The sequence below is a fragment of the Streptomyces sp. NPDC007875 genome (genome assembly GCF_042868035.1).
In the GTDB taxonomy this organism is placed as follows: domain Bacteria; phylum Actinomycetota; class Actinomycetes; order Streptomycetales; family Streptomycetaceae; genus Streptomyces; species Streptomyces antimycoticus.
The window spans coordinates 164,633-185,164 of record NZ_JBIADZ010000019.1; the positions used below are offsets into that span (position 1 = coordinate 164,633).

Consider the following 20,532-nt stretch of genomic DNA (forward strand, 5'->3'; position numbering starts at 1 on the left):
GATCCGACGTTCTCGCGGCATGCGACAGGGGCGCTGAAAAACAATCTGTGCGCGGATTGAACATGACGAAGCGCCGGGCCGTATGAAACGTAATGCGGCCCGGCGCTCCTCGTCGCTTTCGATCACTCGCTCAGCCGAGGACCTTCTCCAGTGCCGCCAGCGCCCCCTCCAGCTCCTCACGGGTGATGGTCAGCGGCGGTGCCAGCCGGATCGTCGACCCATGGGTGTCCTTGACCAGGATCCCCTCGGCCATCAGCCGCTCGCTCACCTCGCGCCCGGTACCGAGGGCGGGGTCCACATCGACGCCCGCCCACAGCCCGCGACAGCGGTAGCCCACGACGCCCTTGCCGGTCAGCGTGGCCAGCCCGGCCCGCAGCACCTCGCCCAACTCGGTGGCGCGGCGCTGGAATTCGCCGGTGCGCAGCAGGTCGACCACGGCCGAGCCGACCGCCGCGGCCAGCGGATTGCCGCCGAAGGTGGAGCCGTGCTCGCCGGGGCCCAGCACTCCGAGCACCGCGCGGTCGGCCACGACCGCCGACACCGGCACGATGCCGCCGCCCAGCGCCTTGCCGAGCAGCAGCACATCCGGCGTCACCGACTCGTGCTCGACGGCCAGGGTGGTGCCGGTGCGGCCCAGACCGGACTGGATCTCATCGGCGATGAACAGGGTCCCGGTGCGCCGGGTCAGCTCGCGCACCCCCCGCAGATAGCCGTCGTCGGGGATGACGACGCCCGCCTCGCCCTGGATGGGCTCGATGAGGACCGCCGCCGTGGTCTCGTCGACGGCGGCCTCCAGCGCCGCGAGGTCGTTGTACGGCACCACGCGGAAGCCCGGGGCGAACGGGCCGAAGCCGTCGCGGGCGACGGGGTCGCTGGAGAAGCCGACGATCGTCGTCGTACGGCCGTGGAAGTTGTCGGCCGCCACCACGATGGTGGCCTGGTCAGGGGCGACGCCCTTCACCTCGTACGCCCACTTGCGGGCGACCTTGATGCCGCTCTCCACCGCCTCCGCGCCGGTGTTCATCGGCAGCACCATGGAGAGTCCGGTGAGCTCGGCCACCCCCTCGGCGAACCCGGCCAGCCGGTCGTTGTGGAAGGCCCGCGAGGTCAGCGTGAGCTGGTCGAGCTGGCGGTGGGCCGCCTCGATGAGGGCCGGGTGTCGATGGCCGAAGTTGAGCGCCGAGTAGCCGGCCAGCATGTCCAGATAGCGGCGCCCCTCGACGTCCCAGACCCAGGTGCCCTCGGCGCGGGCGACGACCACGGGCAGCGGATGGTAGTTGTGCGCGAGCGAGGACTCCTCGGCGCGGATCAGCTCCCGCGACGAGCGGGCGGCGCGGGCACCGTCCGCCGCGGCGGCGGGGGAACCGGAGGCGGTGGGGGTGGTGGCGGTCATCAGCGGATCTCCTGTGTGCAGCACTTGATGCCCCCGCCGGCCTTGTGCAGTTCCGACAGGTCGACGGGGACGGGGACGTAACCGCGGTCGGTGAGCTGGTCGATGAGGCCGGTGGCCCGGGGCGCGACGAAGACATGGCGGCCGTCGGAGACGGAGTTGAGCCCGAAGGCCATGGCGTCGTCGCGGGTGGCGATCAGCGCGTCGGGGTAGAGCCGCTCCAGCACCTCCCGGCTGCCGGGGGAGAACGCCTCCGGGTAGTAGGCGATGTTCTGGTCGTCGAGGACGAACAGCGCCGTGTCCAGGTGGTAGAAGTACGGGTCCACCAGCAGCAGGCTGATGGTCGGCACCCCGAAGAACTCCTGCACCTCCTGGTGGGCCGCCCGGGTGGTGCGAAAGCCCGTGCCCGCCAGGACGAAGGGCCCGGTCGGCACCAGGTCGCCCTCGCCCTCGCACACCGACTCCGGCGGATGGACGTCAAAACCGTTGGCCTTGAACCACCGTTCGTAGGCCAGCTGTTCCGGTCGGCGCTGCGGTGCGTGGAATCGCGAGCCGAAGACCCGGCCCTCCAGGACGAGGGCCGAGTTCGCCGCGAACACCATGTCCGGCAGCCCCGCCACCGGCTCGATGAATTCGACCCGATGGCCGTGGTCGCGGTAGGCGCGGATCAGCGTCTCCCATTGCGCCCGGGCGAGATCGGTATCGACCTCGGTGTCCTCACGCATCCAGGGATTGATGGCATACCGCACATCGAAAAATCTGGGGGCACAGGTCAAGAAGCGCCTGGGGCGCGGCACACGCGTAAGGGACACGGAGGATTCCTCTCGCTTCCGCGGGCGACCGGGGGGATGAATCAACGGTAGAAAACGGAGGAGAGGGGAGACAAGAAAGGAAAACTGCGTGTAGGCGCACCGATGCTGCGTGCTGAGGCCGTCTGGCGGCGGTTCATTGCGTCGCGGTCGCGGGAGGCGCCGAACCGGCCTCCGGACTGCCTGTGAGCAGGTGGGACAGCACCATGTAGCTGATCGTCTGGCGGACGAACGGTTCGGCCCGGATGCGCTCCAGCACCTCCTCGAAGTGCTCCACGTCGGTGGCCATGACATGCAGCAGGGCGTCCGCGCCGCCGGTCACCGTCATGGCCGCGATGATCTCCGGATAGTTGCGCACGACCTCCGCGAGGCGCCGGGGTGGTGCGGCGCTGTCGCAGTACACCTCGACATACGCCTCGGTCCGCCAGCCGAGGGCGGCCGGGCGCACGGTGGTGGTGAAGCCGGTGATCACATCGGTCTCGCGCATCCGGTCGACCCGGCGTTTGACCGCCGAGGCGGAGAGCCCGATCGCGGCGCCGATCTCGGTGAAGCTGGTCCTGGCGTTGTCGACCAGTGCCGCGACGATCTTGCGGTCCAGATCGTCGAACAGTGGGGACGGGTACGTCATCTTTTGTCGTCCTTTACGGTTTTTGCCCCATAGGTAAAGGGCTCTTCCGTGCTTTCAAACCGCCCCATACTCATGAATGCCTGAGGCGCCTTTTTCTGTACGCTCTTTCAGAAAGATTCCACAACAGGGGGGCGTGAACCGGGGCGCGAGCCCCTTCTTTCCAGGGGTCGCGCGGCACGGGCTCCGGGGGTACAACAGCGGTGCGCCGGACCTGCCGAATCCACCTCGGTGATGCGGATACCACCTACCGGCCCATGTCCCTGCGGGCGTACCGTCATCTATTCCACCCGTCCTTTCCGAAAGATGAGCGACTCCCGAACGGAGACGACTCACCATCCAACGGGGAAAGGCTTCGAGTACGCCCAAACGCCGCGCCGTACGCTCCGAATTCGCCGGTGAACCGATTCCGGCCCACCGACGGCGCCACCGCGCTTTCGGCGACGCGCCGTACCGGCGGGTCCGTACTCCGGTGTGAGCGAAAGGGACCACCGTCATGACTCTTTCCAGATCCGGCAGGGCGTCGTGAGCCCCCGCCGCCACCCCTCCCGCCCGGCTCCGGGCGGCACCGGGAACGCCCGGGACGCCGTCGTCACGGGCCTCGGCTTCTGCCTTCCGGGCGGCGCCGAACCCGTCTTCACCGCGGCCCAGGTGTGGGACATCGCCTCCCAGGGCCGCACCGTCCTCGGCCGGCACGGCGTCCACTTCGGCGCGGTCCACCTCGGTGCCGAGCGGTTCGAGGAACGCCTCCCCGGCATCCCCGAGTTCTTCTCCCGCCACTACACCAACGCCCATCGGTTCGGTCTGGTCTCCCTCGTCGAGGCGTGCGCCGACGCCGACCTGGACGTGGCCGCCGGTGATCTGGGCGAGGCAGCCGTGCTCGTCGGCCGTGGCAGCGTGGACGCCAATGTGGACAGCTATATCGCCCTGCTCGGCGTCGACCCCGACTCCGCCGACCCCATCGACATCCTGGAGATGCTCGTCGCGGCCGAACAGGCCGCGTCACCCTCCGATGTCGCCGTCGTCCAGGGCGCGCTGACCCGGACCGTCGGCCCCTGCTTCACCGTCTCCTGCGGCTGCTCGTCCGGCGCCGTGCAGATCGGCAACGCCCGTCGGCTCATCGCGTCCGGCGAGACCGACCTCGCGGTGGTGACCGGCGTTGATGTCTTCAACGTCGGCCTGATCGAAAAGGGCCAGCGGCTGCTGCACGGCGCCAAGCACGCCTACGAAGCGATGGGCGCCGTAGGAATGCCCGAACCGATGCCGTCCTTCGACTCCCTGATGCGCCCTTACGACCGGCGTGCGGACTGCATCAACCACGGTGAGGGATCCGCCACCGTGATCCTGGAGAGCCGGGAACACGCCGAACGGCGCGGCGCCCACCTCTACGGCCAGGTGCTCGCCGCCGCCATGACCCGCGACGGCCTGGCCAACCCGCTCTCGGCCGACGACTCCGGTGCCCAGCTGGTCAGGGCCGTCCGCCTGTGCCTGGGTGACCGCTGGCGGATCGGGCAGGTGCCGTACATCAACGGCTCGAGTGACGGCGACGCGGTCGTCACCGCCATGGAGGCCAACGCCGTCCGCGAGCTGTACGGCCCCGACTCCACCGTGCTGCTGTCCTCCCAGGAAGGTTGCTTCGGCCACCACGGAGCGGCCTCCGGCTGCGTGGGCCTCGGCCTGACCCTGATGATGATGGAGTTCGGCGAGGTGTGCCCCACGGCCAACTGCGAACAGCCCGCGGACGGGCTCTCGTTCGACCCCGTCCCCGGCACCCGCACCCGTCCCCTCGACTTCGACCACGCGCTCAGCTTCAACTACCAGATCGGTGGCGTGAAGCACGCGATGCTGCTGGGCGGCCCGGACGCCACCTGAGTCCGTACACCCCCGCGGCGATCTCCACCCCACGGCCCCCCACGGCCCCCACCCCGGGCCGAGCACCACCCACGGAGACCCCGATGAGTCAGCACACCCCCGCTCCCAGCCGTTCCCCCGGCCGCATCGCCATCGTCGGCATGGGCTGCCGGCTTCCCGGTGACATCGACTCGCCCGCCGCCCTGTGGCGGCTGCTGGCCGAGGGACGCGACGCCGTCGCCGAACCGCCCGCCGAGCGCGCCGCGCTCTGGGCGGCCGACCCCATCACGACCGCCCGGCCCGAGTCCGCGCCGCCCGTCCGCGGCGGATACCTGCGCGATGTGTCCGGTTTCGACGCCGACTTCTTCGGCGTCTCCGGACGCGAGGCCGACATCCTAGACCCCCAGCACCGGTTACTGCTCGAAGTGGCCTGGGAGGCCCTGGAACATGCCGGAATGCCGCCCGACCGGCTCGGCTCCACCGCCACCGGCGTCTTCGCCGGGCTCAGCTACAACGACTACATGAACCGGCTCGACCGGCACCCCCGCGAGCTGGAGGGCTCAGCCCTCGCCAACGGGCACTGCGTCGCCACCGGCCGGATCTCCTACCTCCTCGGCCTCCACGGCCCCTCCATGGCCCTGGACACCGCGTGCTCGTCCTCCCTGGTCGCCGTCCACCTGGCGGTCCAGGCGCTGCGCGCCGGGGAATGCGATCTGGCCCTGGCCGGCGGGGTCACCCTGATGTTCGAGCCGCGGATCACCCGCTCCTTCGACCGGATGGGCATGCTCTCGCACACCGGCCACTGCCACGCCTTCGACGCCGCCGCCGACGGATTCGTCCGCGGCGAGGGCTGCGGCATCGTCGTCCTCAAACGCCTCACCGACGCCGTGCGCGACGGGGACCGGATCCTGGCCGTGCTGCGTGGCTCGGCCGTCAACCAGGACGGCCACTCCGACGGGCTCGCCGCGCCCTCGGCCACCGCCCAGCGCGCCCTGTACGAGGAGGCGCTCGGCCGCGCCGGGGTCGACCCCGCCGACGTCGGGATGGTCGAGGCCCACGGCACCGGCACCCCCGTCGGCGACCCGGTCGAATTCGCCAGCCTCGCCCAGGTCTACGGAACCGGCCGCGACCGCTGCGCCCTCGCCTCGGTCAAGACCAACCTGGGCCATCTGGAGCCCGCAGCCGGGGTCACCGGCCTGATCAAGGCCGTGCTGTGCCTGGGCCGTGGACTCATCCCGCCCAATTTGCACTTCACCCGGTGGAATCCCACCATCGACGCCGACGGCACCCGCCTCTTCATCCCCCGCGAACTCACCCCCTGGCCGGTGCGCACCGGCCCGCGGCTGGCCGCCGTGTCCTCCTTCGGCTTCTCCGGGACCAACGCCCATGTGGTGCTGGAACAACCCCCCGCCGCCCCCGCACCCGCCTCCCGCACCGCACCGCGCACCCGGCCCGCCACCCGCGCCGTACCGCAGGTGTTCCTCGTCCCCGCCGGCTCCCCGGCCGCGCTGCCCGGCGCCGCGCGGCGGATGGCGGACTGGCTGGAGGGCGACGGCGCGGACACCCCGCTGCGCGACATCGCCCACACCCTGGCGATGCGCCGCGGCGCCGGCCGCGGACGGCTCGGCGTCACCACCGCCTCCCGCGCCGAACTCGTCGGCGCCCTGCGGGCGTTCGCCACCGGTCAGGCCCACCCCGCCGTGGTCACCGGCGCCGTGGGCGCCGAGGTCTCCCGCCGGCCGATCTGGGTGTTCTCCGGACAGGGTTCCCAGTGGCCCGGCATGGGACGGCGGCTGCTGGAGAGCGAACCGGCCTTCGCCGAGGCGCTCGCCGAAGCCGACGCCCTCATCGCCGCCGAGTCCGGATTCTCGGTGCTCGACATCATCCGCTCCGGCGCTCCGGTGACCGGCTGCGACCGGGTGCAGCCCGTGCTGTTCGCCCTGCAGACCGCGCTCGCCGCCACCTGGCGCGCCCACGGCGTGGAGCCCGCCGGGGTCATCGGCCACTCCATGGGCGAGGTCGCCGCCGCCGTGGTGGCCGGGGCGCTCTCCCCGGCCGACGGGGCCAAGGTGGTCTGCCGCCGCTCCAGGCTGCTCACCCGCGTCGCCGGGAGCGGCGCCATGGCCACGGTGGGCCTCGGCGCCGACGAGGTGCAGGCCGAACTCGACACCGGCGGCGCCGCGGCAGCGGTCACCGTCGCCGTCATGGCCGCACCCGGCTCCACCGTGGTGGCCGGGGACACCGCCCAGGTCGAACGGCTCGTGGCCGGCTGGCAGGCCCGCTCCGTGCCCGCCGCGCTGATCGCCGTGGACGTCGCCTCGCACTCACCCCAGGTGGACCCGCTCCTGGCCGGTCTGCGCACCGCCCTCGCCGACCTCACCCCCCGCCGCCCGGACGTGCCCTTCTACACCACCGTCCTCGACGATCCGCACACCCCGCCCGCCTTCGACGCCGACTACTGGTGCGCCAATCTGCGCCACCCGGTCCGGTTCTCCGCGGCCGTCGCCGCCGCCGCGGCCGACCGCCACCTGGTGTACGTCGAGATATCCCCCCACCCGGTCATCACCCACCCCGTCCTGCGCGGTCTTGCCGGTCTGGTGGAGGACCCCGTCGTCCTGCCCACCCTCCGCCGTGAGGAGGACGAGCCGGCCACCTTCCGGACCCATCTGGCCGCGCTGCACTGCGCGGGCGTCCCCGTCGACTGGTCGGTGCTGTACGCGGACGCCGCCCTCGCCGACGTACCACCCATCACCTTCGACCGCACCCGCCACTGGGCCGACGCCCCGCTCTCCGCGCCCTCCGACGACCCGCCCGGCGCGAGCCCGGCCGGTGCGCTGCCCGGCGCGCACCTGGAGATGCCCGGCGAACCCGTCCGCCACTCCTGGCGCGCCCGCACCGGCACCGCGGCCCTGCCCTGGCTCGCCGACCACCGGGTGCACGACGCCCCCGTCCTGCCCGGCGCGGCCTCCTACGCCCTCGCCCTCACCGCTGCCTGCGAGGTGTTCGGCGCCGAGCCCGAGGAGGTCGAGGTCACCGATCTGCACTTCCGCGAACTGCTGCGGCTCGCCGACCGCACCGACCTCTCCACCACGGTGACCCTCGCCGCCGCCGACCGCGCCGAATGCGAGATCTTCGGACGCGACGAGGACGGCGCCTGGGTGCGGCAGGCCACCGCGGTGCTCCGCGGACTCGCCGCACCGCAGCGCCCGCGCGCCGCCTCCGTCCGGACCCTCGCCCTGCGCCATCCGCTGCCCGTCGAGGCCGACGCCCTCTACGCCAATCTGCGGGCCCGGGGCGTGGCACACGGACCGGCCTTCCAGGGCATCACCGAGGTGTCCGCCTCCCGCCACGGCAACAGCTTCTGGGCCCGGGTACGGATCCCCGAGGACGCCCGCGCCCCCGGACACGGCCTGCGCATCCACCCCGTCCTCGTCGATCTGTGCGCCCAACTCCTCGTCGCCGGGCTGCTCGACGAGGACGACCGGCGGCTGCTGCTGCCCGCGCGGATGCAGAGCGTACGCGTCCTCGGCGACCCCGAGGCCGCCGTGTACTGCCATGCCCGCCTCGCCGAGACCACCCCCGGGGCCACGATCGGGCACGTCCGCCTGCTCGACGCGGACGGCCGGCCGGTGCTGGCCGTCGACGGGCTGCGGATCGTCCACAGCGCCGCGGACCGCACGGCCGAGGCCGACCAGTGGTTCCTCGAGGTCGGCTGGCGGCGCGCCACCCGGCCCGCGGCCACCCGGCGGCCGGGACGCTGGCTGATCGTCGGAGAGGCGGACGGCACCGCCCGCCCGGTGGCCGCCGCCCTGCGCAACGCCGGCGCCACCGCCCGGGTATGGGAGGCACCCCTGGCCGACCAGGGGCTCGACGCCTTCCGTGACGCCCTCACCACCCGGCTCACCCGTCCCGGAGAACCGCCGCGCGCCGTGGTGCTGCTGTGCGGCCCGCGCCCCGCCGACGGCGGCGCGGAGGACGGGCTGCGCCGCACCCGCCGGGTGCTCGCCGCCGCCCAGGCGCTCACCGCCCGCTTCCCCGACCCGCCCCGCCTCTACGCCGCCACCTGCGGCGCCCGCACCGTGACCCCCGGGGACCTGGCCGACCCCGGACAGAGCCCGCTCCGCGGACTCGTGCGGGTGCTCGCCCTGGAACACCCCGAGCTGCGGGCCACCTTGGTGGACACCGATCCGGCCGCCCCCGACGAGCTCGCGGAAACCCTCGCCGCCGAACTCCTCGCCGACGGTCCCGAGGAGGAGATCGCGCTGCGCGACAGCGCCCGCTACACCGCCGAGCTGGACTACGCGCCCCTCACCGACACCGAGCGCACCACCGCCTCGGCCCGCACCGTGCGCTGCGGCACCGACGGCTTCCGGCTGCGCGCCGGCCGCCTCGGCGACCTCGACAGCCTGGAGCTCACCACCACCCCCCGCCGCCGGCCCGGGCCCGGTGAGGTGGAGCTGCGGGTGCTCGCCGCGGGCCTGAACTTCCGCGACGTCCTCACCGCCATGGGCCTGCTCCCCGGCGACGAGAACATCCGCTACCGGCTCGGCTTCGAATGCGCGGGCGAGGTGAGCGCGGTGGGGCCCGGTGTCGGCCATCTCCGCGCCGGTGACCGGGTGGTGGCGGCCGATGTGCACGGTGGCGCCTTCGGATCGTTCACCGTCGTCCCGGCCGACCGCACCGCACCCCTCCCCGAGGGCCTCGCCCCGGACACCGCCGCCGGGCTGCCGATCGCGTTCCTCACCGCCTGGTACGCGCTGCGCCATGTCGGCCAGGTGGCCGCGGGGGAGCGGGTACTGATCCACTCGGCCACCGGCGGCACCGGGCTCGCCGCCATCGCGGTCGCCCGGCTGCTGGGCGCCGAGGTGCTGGCCACGGCGGGCAGCGAGGAGAAGCGGCGCTTCCTGCGGGCCATGGGCATCGCCCGTGTGATGGACTCCCGGTCGCTGGACTTCCGCGACGAGGTCAAGGAGGCCACCGGAGGCGAGGGCGTCGACGTCGTGCTCAACTCCCTCGCCGGATCGGCCATCCGGGCCGGGCTGGAGTGTCTGCGCCCCTTCGGCCGCTTCGTCGAACTCGGCGTCCGCGACATCCTCTCCGACGCCCCGCTCGGGCTCTCCCCGCTGCGCCACAACATCACCTTCTCCACCGTGGACCTGAGGGAGCTGCAACTGGCCCGCCCGCAGGTGTACGCCGCAATGCTGCGCGAGGTGCTCGCCGCGATCGCCGAGGGCCGTCTCAAGCCGCTGCGCTGCACCACCTATCCGCTGGCGGAGGTCACCGACGCGTTCCGGCGGATGGCCGGTGCCCGGCACATCGGCAAACTGGTGCTGACCATCCCGCAGGAGGGCGAGCTCGACGCCGTCCTGCCCGACGGACCGCTGACGGTACGCGAGGGCGGTACGTACATCGTCACCGGCGGCCTGCGCGGTCTCGGGCTCGCCACCGCGTGCTGGCTGGCCCGGCAGGGCGCGGGCCACCTGGTGCTGAGCGGGCGTACCGCACCGGCCGGCGCCGCCGCGCGGACGCTCGCCGAACTCTCCGCCGCCGGCACCAGGATCACCGTCGTCACCGGCGACATCAGCCTCCCGGGCACGGCCGACCGGCTCGTGGCCGCCGCCACCGCCGCCGAAGGGGCGTCGTTGAGCGGTGTCGTCCACAGCGCGATGGTCCTCGACGACGCGGCCGTGGCCAACATCCGCGAGGACCAGCTGGGCCGCGTATGGGCGCCGAAGGTCACCGGGGCGTGGCGGCTGCACCGGGCCACCGAGGGACACCGGCTCGACTGGTTCGCGGTGTACTCCTCGATGGCCTCGCTGCTCGGCAATGCCGGACAGGGCGCCTACGCGGCCGCCAACGCCTGGCTGGACGGCTTCGCCGCGTGGCGCTCGGCACACGGCCTGCCCACCCTCGCGGTCAACTGGGGCCCGTGGGGCGAGACCGGAGTGGCCACCGGCTTCGCCGACCGCGGCTATCAGACGATCCCCACCGAGCAGGGGCTCGGCGCGCTCGGCACCCTGCTGGCCCATCGGCGGGTGCAGACCGGTGTGATCCCCGGCGAACCGGCCACCTGGATCCCCGCCGCCGGCCGCCGGTCCGCCCTGTTCGCGCCGCTCCTCCCCGGCGACGACACTCCGGTGGCGGCCCGGGAGAGCACCGACGACATCCGCGCCCGGCTGGCCGCACTCCCCGCGGGGCCGGCCCGCCGCACCGCGCTGGAGTCCTATCTCACCGACCACATCCGTGCCGTGCTGCGGCTCAGCAGCGCCACCCTCGATCCGCAGACCCCCCTGAGGTCACTGGGGTTCGACTCGCTGCTCGCCATGGAGCTGCGGGTGCGCCTGGAGACGGGGCTGAACATCAAGCTCGCGGGCAACTTCGTCTGGCGCCATCCGACCCTGGAGGCCCTGGCCGCCGGGCTCGCCCAGCAACTGGGGCTCGATCCGGCCGACCGGCCGGAGGAGCGGCTGGGTGCCCCGGGCTGACGGGGCCGCGGGACCTACGGCATCACCGGCGGGCGTTCACGAACCGGCGTCCGGGCGATCCGCGCCAGGACGATCCGGGGAGGGACGATCCGGGGCGGGGCGGGCCCAGGCACTCACGCCCAGCTTGCCGGTGGTACCCAGGTCGACGTGGTCGGGCACGGTCTGCGCGTCCCTTCCGTCGCCGTTCGGCGCGATCCGCAGATAGCGCCCGTCGGCGGCGGGGCGCGTGGTGTCCGTCACCAGATTCCGCCACAGCAGACGCATCACCGCCCGTTCACCGGGCTTCAGCCGCACCGGCCCGGTGGCCGTCTCGAAGCCGTCGACGGTGGCGATGCCCGACGCCCCATGGCCGACCGTGACCTCCAGCGGCTCCAGGTCCTCGTCGAGGACCTGGACGGACGGATGGCCGTTCACCGTATAGACGTGTCTGCCGCAGTTCACCAGCTCGATCTGCTGCTCCCGCAGCCCCATCGCCGCGTTGGCCTCATCGGCCCGCAGCAGTACCCCCGAGTCGGGGCAGACCGGAGGCGCGGTGGGGGCGGCGGTGTCCGGGGAGACGGCGAGGCCCGACGGGCGGGACGTGGCCTCGTCGGGCACCGCGGCGACTCCCGAGGAGGTCTGCGTACCGCATGCGCTGAGCAGACCGGCCGCCGCGAGGGAGCCGAGCAGCCGTCTTCGGCGGCGCCGGGTGGCGCTCCGGAAAAGGGGCGCCCGGGGTGTCTCGATCGCATCTTTGTCCATGCGGCTCATCCTGCCCCAACCCCGGGCGGGATGAGCCGCATTGGACCCGGCGCCCCGGCTACAGCGTCACGACATCCGCCGTGGCCACCGGCTTTCCGCTGACGAACGACTGATTGGCCGCGAGCCCGGTGACCAGCGCCAGCGCCCCGTCCTCCTCGGTGGCCCGCAGGCGTGAGGCGTCCGAGGCGTCCACGGCCGCCGTTCCGGTGGCCGCCGCCGGATCCACCGGGCCGTACAGCACATCCAGCATCCGCTCGTCCCCGCCGCCGTGTCCCGCGTGGTCGAACGCCGGCAGCTCCACCTCCCGCGGCGGCTCCCACAGCGGCCGCAGCACCAGCCGCGGACCGCCCGCGTTGGCCAGGGCCTGGTCGCCGTGGATGGTGCCGCGGCCGGAGGAGGTGCCCAGCAGCGACGGCTGCCATGTGCTCTCCTCGACCTCCAGCTCCAGCCGGCCCCGGGTGCCGTTGAACATCACCCGGTAGCCCTCCCAGGGGGAGTAGGCGGTCAGGTGGTACGTCATGGTGGCGCCGGTGTCATAGCGGACCAGGAGGGCCATGTCGTCCTCGATGGTGATGCCGTCGCCGAACACATTGCGGTCGCGGTGGTAGCCGTCCACGCCCTCGGCGTCCAGATACAGCGAGCGCAGCGCGTCGTTCTCGGCGAGCTCCAGCGCGAACGGGTCGTCCTGCGCGGCGGCGGCGCCGTGCGCCCGCTCGTACTCGCGCCGGTAGCCGCTGCGCTCGCCCGCCGCACGGCCGTAGAAGCCGAGTCGGCCGTAGCCGAACACCTCCGCCGGCCGGGCCCCCAGCCACCAGTTGACCAGGTCGAAGTGGTGACTGGACTTGTGCACCATCAGCCCGCCGCTGTGCTCTTTCTCGCGATGCCAGCGGCGGAAGTAGTCGGCCCCGTGCCGGGTGTCCAGCAGCCATTCGAAGTGCACCGACAGCACCTCGCCGATGGCGCCGCCGGACAACTGCCGGTGGACCTCCTCGTGCACCGGGTTGAAGCGGTAGTTGAAGGCGACCGCCAGATGGTTGCCGGTCTCCTGGACCGTCTCCAGGATGCGACGGCACTTGGTCGCGTCGGTGGTCATCGGCTTCTCGGTGACCACCCGGCAGCCGGCTCGCAGCGCGGGCACGACAAACGCGTCGTGCAGCGCGTCCACGCAGGTCACCACCACCTCCTGGATATCGTCCGCGCGTAGCCTCCGCTCGAACTCCTCGGGACTCCAGGCGGCGGCCTCCGGCTCGCCCGCCTCCTTCAGCAGTCGCTGGTGGTGGGCGATGCGCACCGGGTTCGGATCACACAGCGCGGCGACCCTCAGATGCGGGCGGCGGGCCAGCGCCTCGGTGAACATCTGGGCCCGGGAGCCGGTGCCCACCACCACGGCCCGGGACGGGGTGCTGCCGACGGTCATGCGTCCTCCAGCGGGAACAACGATTCAATCCGAAGTCGATCAACGCGTGCGCAGGATAGGACGATCGGCGGCCCGCCACCACGGGGTGGGACACGCGGCGCCGGGGACCCGACGCGAGCGGGGGTGCGTCTGCGGGCCCTGTGCAAGGATGAAATATGCGGACTTGATCTCCAGGGTCTCGGGAGGGCGACGGGCCATGATCGACATCGAGGAGTCACTGCGCGAGATGATGGAGTGCGAGGGCGCGCTGGCGGCCTCGCTCGTGGACTATCTGAGCCGGATCACCCTGGGCGCCGTCCAGACCCCGCGCGGTCCGGACCTGGAGAAGGTGGCCTACGGGGACACGGATGTCATGCGGGCCAAGCTGTCCACTCTGGAACTGCTCGGCTACGACCCGGATCGTCTCGAGGACATCCTGGTCACGCTGGACAGCGAGTACCACCTGATCCGTCCGCTCAGCCAGCGCACCCGCCAGGGTGTATTTCTCTACCTGGTGGCCGACCGGGCGCGGGTGGATCTGGACGCCGCGAGGGCGGCGATGCGGGCTGTGGCCCACCGGCTTGATGTGTGACCGTGGTACGGGGGCCGATATGACCCGTGGCGCTCGGCCAGGAGCGTCGCGGTGAGCGATGCGTGGGCGAGGCGTCACGCACCGCGCCGATGTGTATCGGAGACCGGGACGGTCCCCGATCGTGTGCCACCAGGCTTCACGATCCGAGGGTGATGAATGGTAGGAAGGGTGCGTGGTCGGAGTTTTCGGTCGGTCAAGACCTGCCCCACACCCTCTCTCCCGGAAGCGCTTCCGTTCGTTCTTGAGCATGCGCAGCTTGAGCGTACGCAGCATCGCCGGGCAGGTTTTCGCTGTTCAAGTGCTGCTTGTCGGCCTGCTCATCGCCGCGGCCACGACGGCGCTCATCCTCCAGGCGCGTAACGACAGCGAGCAGGAGGCCGTCCGCCGCGCGACCGCCGTGGCCCAGACCTTCGCCACCTCCCCGGGGATCGCGTCCGCGATGGGCACGGAGAATCCGACCGCCCAGCTGCAGCCGCGGGCCGAGGAGACCCGTAAGCGGGCACATCTGGACTTCGTGGTCGTGGCGAACACCAAGGGCATCCGCTACACCCACCCCAGGCCGGAGTTCATCGGCAAGGAACTCGTCGCCGACTGGCGGCCCGTGGTGAAGGGCAAGATCGTCACCGAGTCCGTGCAGGGGCCCCTCGGCCGGGAGGTCCAGGCCACCGTCCCGATTCCCCGGGGCAACGGCACCGTGGCCGGTGTGGTGTGCGCCGGAATGACCGCAGCGGATGTGAGCGGCCGGGTCGAGCGCCAGCTGCCGCTGGTCTTCGGCTCCGCCGCCGGTGCGCTCGCGCTCGCCACCGGCGGGACGGCGCTGGTCGGCGGGCGGCTGCGGCGCCAGACGCGAGGGCTCGGCCCCGCCCAGATGACCCGCATGTACGAGCACCACGACGCCGTCCTGCACTCCGTGCGGGAAGGGGTGCTGATCGTCGACAGCCACGGCCGCCTCGTCCTCGCCAACGACGAGGCCGGCCGGCTGCTCGATCTGCCCCGGGACGCCGAGGGCCGCCCCATCACCGAACTCGGCCTCGAGCCGCGCACCGCCGAGCTGCTCGCCTCGGGCCGGGTCGCCACCGACGAGGTGCACCTGGCCGGGGACCGGCTGCTCGCCGTCAACCAGCGACCCACCCGGTGGGACGGCGGGATGTCCGGAAGCGTCGCCACGCTCCGTGACTCCACCGAACTGCGCGCGCTGTCCGGCAAGGCCGAAGTGGCGGAGCGGCGGTTGAGGCTGCTCTTCGAGGCGGGCTCGAAGGTCGGCACCACCCTCGACATCGTGCGGACTGCCGAGGAGCTGACCCAGTTCGGTGTCCCGTGGTTCGCCGACTTCGCCACCGTCGACCTCGTGGACCCCGTGCTGCGCGGTGACGAGCCCGCGGGCAGCGCCATGCGCCGCACCGCCACCTCTGGCATCCGGGCCGACCATCCGCTGTGGCGGGTCGGCAAGATGATCACCTACGCCGGCGGCGTGCCCCAGGCGCTGGGCTTCGGCGCGGGCCGGCCGGTGCTCGAGGCGGACCTGCGGGCGTATGAGGGATGGCAGGAGCAGGACCCCGAACAGGCGACGAAGATCGTCAAGTACGGCATCCACTCGATGATCACCATCCCGCTGCGGGCCAGGGACGTCACCTTGGGCATCGCCACCTTCTGGCGCTCCGAGCAGTCCGAACCGTTCGACGAGGACGACGTGGCGCTCACCGAGGAACTGGTCGCCCGCGCCGCGGTCGCCATCGACAACGCCCGCCGCTACACCCGCGAACACGCCATGGCGGCCACCCTCCAGCGCAGCCTGCTGCCCCAGGGCCTGCCCGACCAGGACGCCCTGGACGTGGCCCACCGCTATCTGCCCGCCCAGGCCGGAGTCGGCGGCGACTGGTTCGACGTCATCCCCCTGCCCGGCGGCCGGGTCGCCCTCGCCGTCGGCGATGTCGTCGGCCATGGACTGCACGCCGCCGCCACCATGGGCCGGCTGCGCACCGCCGTGCACAACTTCTCCGCCCTCGACCTGCCGCCCGATGAGCTCATCGCCCATCTCGACGAGCTGGCCAGCCGGTTCGACCAGGACCAGGCCGCATCGGGCACCGACGCCCCGGGGATCAGCGGCGCCAGCTGTCTGTACGCCATCTACGATCCGGTCTCCGGCCGCTGCACCGTGGCGGGCGCCGGCCACCCGGGCCCGGCGGTGGTCCTCCCGGACTCCACCGTGACCTTCCCCGACATCCCCCTCGCCCCGCCGCTGGGCCTGGGCGGCGAACCCATCGAGACCGTCGAGCTGGAGCTGCCCGAGGGCAGCCGGCTGGCCCTGTACACCGACGGGCTGATCCGGGACTGCGGCCGGGACTTCGACGAGGGCCTCGGCGTCTTGCGCACCACCCTCGTCGGACTGTCCGAGGGCACACCGGAGGAGACCTGCCAGGCCGTCTTCGACACCATGACCTCCGCCCACCCCGGCGACGACATCGCCCTCCTGGTCGCCCGCACCCACCTGCTGGACCCCGGGCACGTCGCCGAATGGGAACTGCCCTCCGACCCCGCCGCGGTCGCCCGCATCCGCAACGAGGCCGCCGAGCAACTCACCGCATGGGGGCTGGAGGAGATCGCCTTCACCACCGAACTCATCCTCAGCGAGCTGATGACCAACGCCATCCGCTACGGATGCGCCCCCAGCCGCGTCCGGTTGCTGCGCGCCCGCACCCTCATCTGCGAGGTGGCCGACGGCTCCAGCACCTCCCCGCACCTGCGCCGCGCCGCCACCACCGACGAAGGCGGCCGAGGGCTCTTCCTCGTCGCCCAGTACGCGCTGCGCTGGGGGACCCGCTACACCCCCAATGGCAAGATCATCTGGGCTGAGCAGCCCCTGACCGACCCGATGCTCCCGCTGGCCGACACCGAGGGTGAGGACCTCCTCGACCAGTGGGACGACATCCCCGGCTGACCCCGCCGCCCCGGACGGCCGCCGACGAGCTCCGCCGACGGCCCGCCGGACGGACCCTGGGCTGGTCACCGGCGGCGTCCGATTGGCGCTGAAGCGGGGTCAGACGACACCCTCATGGCGTAAAGCGCCGCTCACCACGGGCCGTTGGGCCCGGCGGCGTGATGGGCTATGGAGGAATGCGGCATGCGCAAGAGGCTGCGGGAGCGGCTGCGGTACTGGTTCGACGGGACGATGGACCGTGGCACCCCGGCGCTGATCGGCTGGCTGGGGCTGGCCTCCTTGGCGTTGATCACCCTGGTCTCCGCGGCGGTGGTCGCCTTCGCCCACAAGGACACCAAGGACAACGGCGGTTGGCTCGGTGTCGTCTGGATGAGCCTGCTGCGGACCCTCGATCCGGGCACGATGGGCGGGGACACGGGCCGGCCGCTGTTCCTGGTCCTCATGCTCACGGTGACCATCGGCGGAATCTTCATCGTCAGCGCGCTGATCGGTGTGATGACCACCGGGCTGGAGGCCCGGATCCAGGAGTTGCGCAAGGGCACCTCACGGCTGATCGAGCAGGGCCACACCATTGTGCTGGGCTGGTCGGAGCAGGTCTTCACGGTGATAGCGGAGCTGGCGGAGGCCAACCAGAGCGAACGGCGCTCATGTGTGGTGATCCTCGCCGACCGGGACAAGGTCGACATGGAGGACGAGATCCGGCGCCGCATCCCGGACACCGGGAAAACCCGGGTGATCTGCCGCTCCGGGAATCCGCTGCAGCGCGGCGACCTGGAGCTGGTGAGCCCGGACAGCGCCAAGGCCATCATGGTGCTGTCGCCCATCGGGGACGACAGCGACATCGACGTCATCAAGACACTGCTGCTGCTCAACGGCCGCACCTGGCCCGGGACGCGGCCCAATGTGGTGGCCGCCGTGCAGAGTTCGGCGAATCTGGCGGCCGCCCGGCTGGCGGCGGGGGACACCGCGCTGGTGATCGACGCCGATGACATCGCGGTCGGGCTGATCGTGCAGTCCCACCGCCAGTCCGGTCTGTCCACCGTCTTCAATGAACTGCTCAGCTTCATCGGCAACGAGATCTACCCCTGGCACGCGCCCGCACTGACCGGCGCCACCTACGGGGAGTCGCTGAACGCCTTCGAGCTCGGTGTGCCCATAGGTGTGCAGCGCGCGGACGGCGAGGCGCTGGTCAACCCCGCCATGGACACCGTGATCGAGCGCGGGGACCGGCTGCTGATGGTCGCCGAGGACGATCTGCTCATCAAGATGGCGGCCGCCCGGCCCCGGATCGCGCGCTCGGCGATGGCCACGGCCGCGTTCCGGCCGCCGGTACCGGACCGGACCCTGCTGATCGGCTGGAACTCCCGCGCGGAGAAGATCATCGCGCAGCTCGACCTTCTGGTGAAACCCGGCTCGGTGGTGGACATCGCCGCCCCGCGCCCGCCCAGGGAGGAGGCGAACCGCGAGCTGAAGAACCTCACGGTCGGCTTCAAGCACTGCGAACCCACCCGCCGCCCGTCGCTGGAGGCACTCGGGCTGGACGACTACCGCCATATCGTGGTGCTGACGGACGACGGGATAGACCCCGGACGGTCCGACGACCGCACCCTGGTCACCCTGCTCCACCTGCGCGACATCGAGATCCAGCTCGGCGATCCGTACTCGATCGTCACCGAGATGCACGACGACGCCAACCGCGAGGTCGCGCAGGTCACCAAGGCCGACGACTTCATCGTCTCCACCAAGGTGATCAGCCTTCTGCTGACCCAGCTCACCGAGAACCGTCACCTGTACGCGGTCTTCGCCGACCTCTTCGACCCACAGGGGTCCGAGATCTACCTCAAACCCGCGCCCAGCTATCTGATACCCGGCGCGGAGGCCAACTTCGCCACCGTCATCGAGGCCGCCCGTCAGCGCGGTGAGACGGCCATCGGCTACCGGCTGGCCCGGCAGAGCCATGAGCCACCGCTCTACGGCGTCCACCTCAACCCGTCCAAGACCGCACCGCTGACCCTGGAGGAGGGCGATACGGTCGTGGTCCTGGCCGAGGACTGAACGAGGGGCGGACGTCAGAGCGCGCGATGGGCGCCGGGGGTGTGGCCGAAGGCCCGGCGGAAGACATCGATGAAGGCGCTGCTGGACGCCCAGCCGCACCGATGGGCGACCGCCGTGACCGGGACGCCCTCGGCCAGCAGTCGCAGGGCGTGATGCAGCCGCAGCTGGGTGCGCCACTGCGGGAAGGTCATCCCCAGTTCCGCCGCGCACAGCCGGGTCAGGGTGCGCTCCCCGACCCCGACCGCGGCCCCCAGCTGCCGCAGGGTCCGGTTGTCCGCCGGGTCGTCGTGGAGGAGGGCGCACACCGCGGCCAGGCGGGGGTCCCCGGCGGTGGGCACATGCACCGGCTGCTCGGCACAGTGGCGGAGCTGATCGAGCAGTACGGCCCTCAGTCGGCGGCGTTCGGCGCCGGCGTCCGCCGGCCGCGCGGTGTACTCGATGATCAGCTCGCGCAGCAGCGGGCGGACGCCGAGGACCGCGGGCTGCTCCAGCCGCAGCGGATTGTCCGCCACCGCCAGCCCCACCATATGGAGGTCGGTGGCGCCGTACGCGCGGTGCTCATGGACGGTCCCGGCCGGAATCCACAGCGCCCGGTTGGCGGGCGCGATCCAGCTGCCCGCGTCGGTGGTGACGGCCAGCACCCCTCGCCCGGCGTAGACGATCTGGTGCTCGTCATGCCGATGAGCGTCGATGCCGCCACCGGCGGGCAGCGGACGCAGGCCCGTCGTCGCCTGGGGAGTGTGGCGGATTCTCGGCATCGGACGCCATTTTATCGGCCGCCGGGCTCTTGGCAGGGCCGTCAGCGGACGGTCAGCCCGCCGTCCACGTTCATGATGGTGCCGGTGGTCCAGCCGGCCTGCGGGGAGGCGAGGAAGGCCGCCGCGGCGGCCACCTCGTGGGGTTCACCGACGCGGCCCAGGGGATAGGCGTCCCGGGTGCGGCGGTCGTGGCCGTCGCGCTCCTCGGCGCTCATCGGGCCGAGAAAGTCCCGTTCGTAGGTGGGGGTGCGTACGGCGCCGGGAGCGATGCCGTTGACCCGGACGCCGGAGGGGCCCAGCTCATTGGCGAGGGCCCGGGTCATCGCGTTGATGGCGCCGCGGGTGGCGGAGTAGGCCGCGGACGGGCGCTCGGCGACCATCTTGTGCGCCCAGTAGCTGCTGATGTTGATGATGCTGCCGCGGCCCTCTACGAGCGCGGGCAGCAACGCCTGGGCGAGGAGGAAGGGCACCCGGACATTGAGATGGAGCATGGCGTCGAAGGATTCGGCCGAGGTCTGGGCGAGCGGGCTGAAGTGTGCCGTGCCCGCGTTGTTGACCAGGGTGTCCACCCGTTCGGTGAGCGCGAGCACCTGACGCGCGGCGGTGGTCACGGCGCCGGGGTCGGCCAGGTCGACGGAGAGGGTGCGTACGGTGGTGCCGTGTCCGGCCAGGGTGTGCCGGGCCCGGTCGAGCTTCTCCTGGTCCCGGGCGAGCAGCACCAGATCGGCGCCCTCGGTGGCGAAGGCGTCCGCGATGGCATAGCCGAGGCCCTCACTGCCCCCGGTGATCACCGCGGTGATGCCGTCGAGATGGCTCATGGCCCTGGCTCCTGTTCGGTCGTGCGGCTGTGCGGTCGTACGGCTGGGACGTGTGGCGAGAGGCCGGTCGGGTA

The 20,532-nt window shown here is 72.2% G+C and carries 12 protein-coding genes; 5 read left to right on the forward strand and 7 right to left on the reverse strand.

From position 1 onward, the window contains the following. Positions 1–130 precede the first annotated feature (130 nt). From rocD to ACFYOY_RS32760, 3 genes are all read right to left on the reverse strand, one after another. On the reverse strand, positions 131–1,393 hold the full coding sequence (rocD, locus tag ACFYOY_RS32750; protein WP_388591105.1) for an ornithine--oxo-acid transaminase: 1,263 nt from the start codon (positions 1,391–1,393) through the stop codon (positions 131–133). Next, entirely contained in the window at positions 1,393–2,202 is an 810-nt protein-coding gene (ddaH, locus tag ACFYOY_RS32755) for a dimethylargininase (RefSeq protein ID WP_351892552.1), read from the reverse strand. The genes rocD and ddaH overlap by 1 nt, the downstream gene beginning before the upstream one ends. A gap of 133 nt (positions 2,203–2,335) precedes the next feature. Next, positions 2,336–2,827, reverse strand: coding sequence for an Lrp/AsnC family transcriptional regulator (locus tag ACFYOY_RS32760; protein WP_388591108.1), 492 nt, complete (start codon positions 2,825–2,827; stop codon positions 2,336–2,338). A 522-nt stretch (positions 2,828–3,349) separates the two neighbouring features. Here ACFYOY_RS32760 and ACFYOY_RS32765 point away from each other — a divergent pair. Next, positions 3,350–4,696, forward strand: a complete 1,347-nt coding sequence (locus ACFYOY_RS32765) for a beta-ketoacyl synthase N-terminal-like domain-containing protein (protein ID WP_388591110.1) — start codon at positions 3,350–3,352, stop codon at positions 4,694–4,696. 83 nt (positions 4,697–4,779) lie between these two features. Further along, the gene (locus ACFYOY_RS32770; RefSeq protein ID WP_388591112.1) at positions 4,780–11,160 is read left to right on the forward strand and encodes an SDR family NAD(P)-dependent oxidoreductase; all 6,381 of its coding nucleotides are present in this window, start codon (positions 4,780–4,782) and stop codon (positions 11,158–11,160) included. Between the two features lie 36 nt (positions 11,161–11,196). Here the strand turns inward: ACFYOY_RS32770 and ACFYOY_RS32775 are convergent, their stop codons facing one another. Together ACFYOY_RS32775 and ACFYOY_RS32780 are read right to left on the reverse strand one after the other, a co-directional pair. Continuing rightward, positions 11,197–11,901, reverse strand: a complete 705-nt coding sequence (locus tag ACFYOY_RS32775) for a DUF4232 domain-containing protein (RefSeq protein ID WP_351892568.1) — start codon at positions 11,899–11,901, stop codon at positions 11,197–11,199. Between the two features lie 58 nt (positions 11,902–11,959). Next, positions 11,960–13,318: a Gfo/Idh/MocA family oxidoreductase gene (locus ACFYOY_RS32780; protein ID WP_351892574.1), complete on the reverse strand. Its 1,359-nt coding sequence runs from the start codon at positions 13,316–13,318 to the stop codon at positions 11,960–11,962. Positions 13,319–13,514: 196 nt separating this feature from the next. On the opposite strand from ACFYOY_RS32780, the gene ACFYOY_RS32785 reads away from it, so the two are divergent. The 3 genes from ACFYOY_RS32785 (at position 13,515) to ACFYOY_RS32795 (ending at position 18,882) form a co-directional block, all read left to right on the forward strand. After that, positions 13,515–13,889 carry a hypothetical protein gene (locus ACFYOY_RS32785; RefSeq protein WP_351892580.1) on the forward strand — a complete coding sequence of 125 codons (375 nt, stop codon included), beginning with the start codon at positions 13,515–13,517 and terminating at the stop codon, positions 13,887–13,889. 247 nt (positions 13,890–14,136) lie between these two features. After that, positions 14,137–16,827, forward strand: coding sequence for a SpoIIE family protein phosphatase (locus ACFYOY_RS32790; protein ID WP_388591115.1), 2,691 nt, complete (start codon positions 14,137–14,139; stop codon positions 16,825–16,827). A gap of 183 nt (positions 16,828–17,010) precedes the next feature. Continuing rightward, positions 17,011–18,882 carry a potassium transporter TrkA gene (locus ACFYOY_RS32795; protein WP_351892591.1) on the forward strand — a complete coding sequence of 624 codons (1,872 nt, stop codon included), beginning with the start codon at positions 17,011–17,013 and terminating at the stop codon, positions 18,880–18,882. Between the two features lie 14 nt (positions 18,883–18,896). Here the strand turns inward: ACFYOY_RS32795 and ACFYOY_RS32800 are convergent, their stop codons facing one another. Both ACFYOY_RS32800 and ACFYOY_RS32805 read right to left on the reverse strand, forming a co-directional pair. Then, a complete protein-coding gene (locus ACFYOY_RS32800) occupies positions 18,897–19,640 on the reverse strand; it encodes an AraC family transcriptional regulator (protein WP_388591117.1) in 744 nt (247 codons plus the stop codon). 41 nt (positions 19,641–19,681) lie between these two features. Beyond that, positions 19,682–20,458: an SDR family NAD(P)-dependent oxidoreductase gene (locus tag ACFYOY_RS32805; RefSeq protein ID WP_388591119.1), complete on the reverse strand. Its 777-nt coding sequence runs from the start codon at positions 20,456–20,458 to the stop codon at positions 19,682–19,684. Positions 20,459–20,532: the final 74 nt, after the last annotated feature.